Raw genomic sequence first — 6,962 nt, forward strand, 5'->3', positions numbered from 1 at the left:
AGCAATGCTTATGCCAGAGTGAGGTTTCATGAAGAATCAAGAAATTAGACCGCTTTTGCCGCATATTTGGCGGCAGGTATCGCGGGAACAAAACAAGTTTCGCCCTAAATAAAAGCACGGTGAACTTATTTGGTGCTCAAAATGCTGGTTGGGTTAGCACAGCCTAAACCGTCACCACACCAACCCTGCGCCATCAACATTCAATAATTTCCGTAGGTCGGATTAGCGCAAGCGTAATCCGACAATCCTGTTTATAAGAAAGCGTTTGTGAAGATGGATGTCGGATTACGCTTGCGCTAATCCGACCTACGGTTGAGGAGGTTGCGGCAGTTGGTGTTTTCGGCATCGCCGCTTTCGATAAAAGGCAGGATCGCCGCGAAGGGCGATAACAGGGTTCCCAAGGCTACGGCAGCTGCGCCGCGCGATAAGGTGCGTTCAGCATCCAGGCCAACTTCCGGTTCTTTTAACCGGCCCGATACCACCACCGGCACGCGCAGGGCCAGCAAACTGTTGTCCTTGGGTTTTGCATCCAGCTTGGCATTGATGACTTCGTCTTCCATATCGATAGTCATATTGCCGACCAGCAGTGAATCATCGGTATCCAACAACACAACGTCGGACGTCAGCAACCCTTCCTCCATCGTAAAGTCGGCAAGGCCGCAACGAATGCGTGTGGATTTATCCTCGCCCAGAAACAATGGCAGGGCCTGGCCGATATCGAGATCCGAAGCTTCCATCAATAACAAACTGATCTTTCCGCCGGTCATGACAATCGCCAGGTCACCATTACTGCTCGTCAATACATCGGCAAGTGAAGCGCCTTCACCGGCAAGGGTAATTTGACCACCGAATACACCTTCGGTCGTATCGGCAAAACGGGTGCCGGCAAAAAATTGGGCGAGGCTCAGGTTGCGCAGGTTAAGGTCCAGTTTCATTGGCGGCACATCCTGTTGGGCGTCGACTTCGATCGCGCCATCAATGGTGCCGTCGGCCAGTACGACTTTTACGGGATCCAGTTTTAACAAACCATCCTGCAAATCAAACCGCACATCCATCCCTTTGAAGGGCAGGTTGGGTGCTTCGATACGTGCGGCATGCAGGGTGACATCCAGGTCGGTGCCGCGCAAACGTTCAACACTTAAGGGCACGTCGGGAATCAGATTGGGGCTTGCTTCTTTCTCGGCCGCCGCTTGCTGTTGTTCGGGCGAGGCTTCTTTGCCGGACGGCGGTAAACCGATAAAACCACCGAGGTCCTGGCTGTCGAGTAAGCTCGAAGTCAGGCTCGCTTTTAAAAAACCCCGTTCACCGCGCGTGTCGTAAGTGAGATCGCCGGAGAGATCACTGCCACCGACTTCACCGTTAAATTTTTCATAGCCCCACACGCCGTCTTTTTTAGTGAGTTGACCGGCGAGGCTATAAGGTGGTGTGGGCGGCAATGGAATAGCGGTGAGATAAAACAGATTGGCCATGTTATTGCCCGATATATTCAGCGAGGCATCAACACCGGTCAGCTTAATCGGATCGCGAAATTTTCCGTCGACCACGACCTCGGTATTGCCCATGGTTACCCGCAATGTCAGCGGGTAATCGCGCGTTGAATCGCGCAGGGTTTCGAGCGATTCACCAGACGCTTCCAGCTCAAATGCTTCGTCCTGGATGCTGCCGGTACCGGTGATGGTAAATTGTCTGTCGGTCGCGGTGTTTTCGCTTTCTCCGCCTTCGCCCACCACGGTATCCAATGCCAGGTCCAGCGTAAGTCCTTTGGTGTGATCGCGATAAATGACCTGCCCATCGCGCAATTCCAGCATCCCGATTAACGGAAAATCGTGGCGGTCATCCGGTTCGACGGCTTCCTGTGCTGCGTTGGCGGTGGATAGTGCGGGAAACTGCCAGTTGTTTTCATCAGCTGATTTTTTTTCGAGGATCAGGCGCGGCTTTACCAATAAAATATCGCCGAATTCCAATCTTCCCAGCAATAATTTCAGCGGCTTGAAGCTGAAGTCCAGCGTTTCAATACTCGCCATATGTTCATCCGGATAACCGGGTGCATTAGCGAGGCGAATATCTTCGGCATAGACATCGGTGTGGGTGAAATGCCAGTCGATATTCAGTTCGCCTGCGATAACCAGTTCGCGCCCGAGCCGTTTGCTGCCCTGGTTTTCGGTGAGTGACCGGACGATAGGTTCGGAAAAAATGATGATCAGTATGATCGCCAACAACAGCACGCCGGCCACCAGGCCAAGCGCTGCCAGAAGTTTATGTTGACGCAGAAAATGGGTAGACATACTGCCTCGCCTGATCCTTAACCTTGATCCTTAAAAATGCACCGAAAAAATGCGGATGGCCAAATGATGACAGTTTTGCGACGTCATGATGACAACCTTCATGGTGACAATAATGCCAGCGCGCCTCTGTGCGACACCACACTCTGTTAACGCGCAGCGCGCGTGAATCTACTGTGATTTCAAGGGACTATCGTGAAGCTGGTCGTGAGTACGACAAAAGTCTATGAGGGCACGCAGAGGCCGGGAATTATTTAGCCCGCTGTTCGTCAATTTATATAACGCGATGAAATAATCAGGAGGATCACCATGAAGCAATCGATGCGCAACGATGGTATGAGTCAGGAAATGAACCAAGGTGTCAATCAGCAGAATGACCACTCGCCACAAAAAGATCACCGGCAACAACAGGATCAACAGATCCAGACGCAATCGCTCGATGACAACAATCGTCCCGCTGAAGTGGATGAACTGGATTTTGAAGAGGAAGAGCGTCCCAGTCGGGCGGGTGATACGCCGGAGCCTGCCGACGTTCAACATTATCGCGCCGCCGAACGCGCGCGCGAAGCCGGATTAACCGGTGCCGCTGCGCCGGATGACGATTCTACCCGTGACGATTTAACACCGGAAAATCTGGTAGCAGAAGACGGTGCCCGGTCACCGAGGGAACCCGGCGGCGATCAACCGGTAGAGTGGGATCTGACCGAGAAATATGACATTGGTGGCGGCCATGGTTTTGACGAGGCGGAGCTGGCACGCCGTGATCCCCTGGATAAAAAACCCTGGGATGGTGATGCCGATGAACCCTTGGAATCGCTACCGGAAGCGGATGAAGATTATTTGATGGACGATGACGAAAGTCGTACAGCAGATTGATGGGTGTTTTGGAAATGGTTTGTCGGATTACGCGGCGTTGCACGCCGCTAATTCGACCTACATAATCGCACCATCGCACCATCGCACCATCGCACCATCGCACCATCGCACCATCGCACCATCGCACCATCGCACCATCGCACCATCACATCTTTGCACCCGTAGGTCGAATTAGCCGCACAGCGGCGTAATCCGACACCACACTTGCCACGGCACCCACACTCTCCATAACCCCAAAAATAAAAACACCCCCCGCTATATTCCCGCCACCAAATTCGCTACATTAGCGCCCATCTTTTTTATTGGAGTTTCAAACATGACGTGGTTATTCCTGGCTGCCGGTTTGGTGTTACTGGTTATCGGTGCAGATCTATTGGTTAAAGGCGCAGCGCGGCTCGCCGCCAACTTCGGTGTACCTGCGTTGGTGATTGGTTTAACCGTAGTGGCCTTCGGCACCAGCGCGCCGGAATTGGCGGTGAGTATTAAAGCGGCTTTTTCCGGTCAGGCGGAACTGGCCATTGCCAACGCGGTGGGCAGTAACATTTTTAACGTGCTGTTTATCCTCGGTGTTGCCGCGGTTGTTTCGCCACTGATTATCTCCAAACAATTAATTCGCCAGGACGTCCCTATCATGGTCGTGGTGTCGATAGTGGCCATGGTCATGACACTCAACGGCAATATCAATAAATGGGAAGCCGGCGTCCTGGCGCTGGGCCTCTTGGCTTACACCGCCTTTTTATTTTTCCAGGGCAAGAAAAAAGGCGCCGATGTTTCTGACGAAGAAGTGGAAGAAATGCTCAAGGTGCCGGTACCAGCCTGGAAAAATATCCTGATGGTTGTCGGCGGCCTGGCCTTGTTGGTGTGGGGCGCGCGTTGGCTGGTGCAGAGTGCGGTAGAAATTGCCACGGCCTGGGGTGTAAACGAAGCGGTGATTGGTTTGACCATTGTGGCAGCGGGAACTTCCTTGCCTGAGGTGGTCACATCGGTGGTGGCCACCCTCAAAGGTCAACGCGATATCGCCGTGGGCAATGTGGTGGGCAGTAATATTTTTAATATTCTGTGCGTGTTGGGTTTATCGGGCCTGGTGTCACCGACGCCGCTGTTGGCCGGTGAACAGTTGGCTACTATTGATATCCCGGTGATGGTCGGTGTTGCTGTGTTGTGTGTGCCGTTGTTTTTTATCGGCGCTATCCTGCACCGTATTGAGGGTTTGTTATTTCTTGCGCTCTATGTGGCTTACGTTTGGTATCTGGTGGCGATGGCCTTGTCGCAACCCTATCTCAATACCTTGCAAAACGGCATCCTCTACGGGCTTTTGCCGGTTGTTGTATTGTATGTGGTGATTGCCTTTATCCATGATATTCGCCAGCGCCGCGCGCGAGGTTAAACCTATTGAGGGAGAGATATGCTATTAAGCTTCAGCATGGCGATGTTGGTATTGTTGCTGATAGCCCGTTATCGTTCTCCTCGCAATGGCATCATCAGAATCATCTGGTTTTTTCTCAGTCTGCTGCCCAGTGAATTACCCTGGGCAGCAGCCCTGCTCCAACTTTCTCTTACGTTTCTCCTGCTGTTTTTTGTCGAACCGCTCGCTGTTGAAAATGGCATTGCCTTGATGCTGTCAGCACTGACATTGTGGGGCTGGTACGATTTGCATTGCAAAACCCGGCGCGCGGATGAATCCTTGCGCAACGCGCTGCACAAAAGTTTGCCCGGCCTGGATGGCTCAGAAATGATCGCGCCTTCGATTATCCAACGGCGGAATTGGCTCAAGCCTTTTCATTATCATCGACCAGGTGTTGAGCATTTGCGCGATATTGCCTACGGTCCGCATTCGCGTCATCAGTTGGACATCTATCGCCCCGCAACGCTGAATAATGCCGCACCAAAACCGGTACTTATCCAGGTGCACGGCGGTGGGTGGATGCTCGGCCACAAACACCAGCAGGCCCAACCCTTGCTCCATCATCTCGCCCAGCAGGGTTGGTTATGTGTGGATATTAATTACCGGCTTGCGCCCCGCCATCCCTATCCCCATTGTTTGCAGGATGTAAAAACTGCGATCACCTGGGTGAAGCAACATATCGCTGACTATGGTGGTGATCCCCAATTTATCGCATTGGCTGGCGAATCCGCCGGCGCGCACCTGGGTATGCTGGCGGCATTGACGGCGGACCATCCGGAATTTCAATGGGACGCTAAGGCCGACAGCCGCGTGCAGGCGGTGGTGTCGCTTTATGGTGTGTATGACCTCACCGAAGATTCCCACACCTGGTCCGGTTTGGTTGGCCGTTTCCTGCAGAAAAAGATTATGCCGGCCACGCCGGATATTTTGCGCATCGCCTCACCGCGCCACCAGATTATTGATAACGCGCCGCCGGTGTTTGTGATTCACGGCACCACCGACAGCCTGGTGTTTGTTGAAGATGCACGGGAATTTGTTGAGGAATTGCGCCAGACGTCACTCGCACCAGTCGTCTATGCCGAATTGGAAGGTGCAGAACACGGCTTTGATTTATTTCACAGCGTGCGCACCGAATTCACCATCCACGCAATCGAAAAATTCCTGCGTCATTGCTACAAAACCCACCGTAGATACCATCTCTCCGATACCACCACAAGCAACCCATCAGGCCGCTTGTGGTGAGTATGCTGTTTGATGCTTGAGCACACCGAAACACAGGTGCACCAGCTTACGCATCGCCGCCCCTAGTGCCTGCATTTTGGTTTTGCCGTTGCGGATCAGGCGGTCCTGTTGCGCTTTGATCGTGGGGTTATATTGACCCGCTACAATGGCCGCCATATACAATTTCGCCCGCACCTTCGGCGAGCCTTTCTTGCTCAGAAAGCTGCGCCCACGCAAGATACCCGATTCACGCAGAGCGGGAATAACCCCGACAAACGCCGCGCACTCACTCGCTGCCTTGAAGTCCCGGCTGCGGATGACCGACAGCATCAGACGCGATACCACCCGGCCTACACCGGGAATACTTTTTAGCAACGCCACGTCATTTTTCAAATCCGGGTGACGGTCAATGTGGTCGTCTATCTCCTGATCCACCCGATCCCGCTCCCGTTGTAATTCCACAATCATCTTGCCCAATGATTCCAGAACAATCGTTGAGGCCTGGCTGATCTGCGCCTTTTCCTGACGATTTAATTCCCGCTGCAAATCCGTCTCCAGTGCCTCTAACCGGGCCAGCAGGGCCTTCAATTCCCGAATGCTTTGCGGTTCCGGCTGCCATAAACCCGGACAAGTTTGCACCCCGTATAACGCCAGAACAAAACTGTCTTTCTTGTCCGTCTTGTGAACACTGCCCAGGCTCCGGGCAAAGTCGCGCACATAGGCCGGATTCACCACACTCACCTTTAATCCTTGCTCAAATAGCCAGTAGGCCAGCGCTTCGTGATAAACCCCGGTGGCTTCCATCACCACCTGGATATCTTCCCGTGGTTGGGCAATATGTTTATCAAGCCAGGCGACCAGGGCCATATGGCCGGCGCGATCATTGGGGAAGACTTTCGATTTAACCTTGCCGCTCTCACGGTCTTTGAGCCACAACACATCCATCTTAGCTTTACTGACATCAATACCAACGATACTCGTCATCTCTGAAATTACCCTTGTCTATGCAGCGTCACTGATACATCAGGCGCTCGGATACCATTCAATTTTTCATCGAAGAACAAGCCGGGGATGCTATCTACAGCACAGGGTGCTTCCCTCAGGTCGGATACGCATTCACCCGGCTCGGGTGTTGAAGTTGGTAGCTAATCAACTTCTTCAGAGAGATACAAGGTCGG

At 53.0% G+C, this 6,962-nt stretch carries 5 protein-coding genes; 3 read left to right on the top strand and 2 right to left on the bottom strand.

The window, feature by feature from the left end; genetic code table 11:
* Positions 1-296 precede the first annotated feature (296 nt).
* Complete coding sequence (locus ACSV5M_RS02775) at positions 297-2,285, bottom strand: AsmA family protein (protein ID WP_439174010.1); 1,989 nt, start codon at positions 2,283-2,285, stop codon at positions 297-299.
* A gap of 306 nt (positions 2,286-2,591) precedes the next feature.
* Between ACSV5M_RS02775 and ACSV5M_RS02780 the strand changes: the two genes are divergently transcribed.
* From ACSV5M_RS02780 to ACSV5M_RS02790, 3 genes are all read left to right on the top strand, one after another.
* Entirely contained in the window at positions 2,592-3,158 is a 567-nt protein-coding gene (locus ACSV5M_RS02780) for a hypothetical protein (protein WP_439174011.1), read from the top strand.
* Positions 3,159-3,474: 316 nt separating this feature from the next.
* On the top strand, positions 3,475-4,545 hold the full coding sequence (locus ACSV5M_RS02785) for a calcium/sodium antiporter (protein ID WP_439174012.1): 1,071 nt from the start codon (positions 3,475-3,477) through the stop codon (positions 4,543-4,545).
* Between the two features lie 18 nt (positions 4,546-4,563).
* Positions 4,564-5,805, top strand: coding sequence for an alpha/beta hydrolase (locus ACSV5M_RS02790; RefSeq protein WP_439174013.1), 1,242 nt, complete (start codon positions 4,564-4,566; stop codon positions 5,803-5,805).
* Here the strand turns inward: ACSV5M_RS02790 and ACSV5M_RS02795 are convergent.
* Positions 5,788-6,768, bottom strand: a complete 981-nt coding sequence (locus ACSV5M_RS02795; protein WP_439174014.1) for an IS110 family transposase — start codon at positions 6,766-6,768, stop codon at positions 5,788-5,790. The genes ACSV5M_RS02790 and ACSV5M_RS02795 overlap by 18 nt on opposite strands.
* Positions 6,769-6,962 lie beyond the last annotated feature (194 nt).

The organism is Cellvibrio sp. ARAG 10.3 (assembly GCF_051846955.1).
Classification (GTDB): Bacteria; Pseudomonadota; Gammaproteobacteria; order Pseudomonadales; family Cellvibrionaceae; genus Cellvibrio.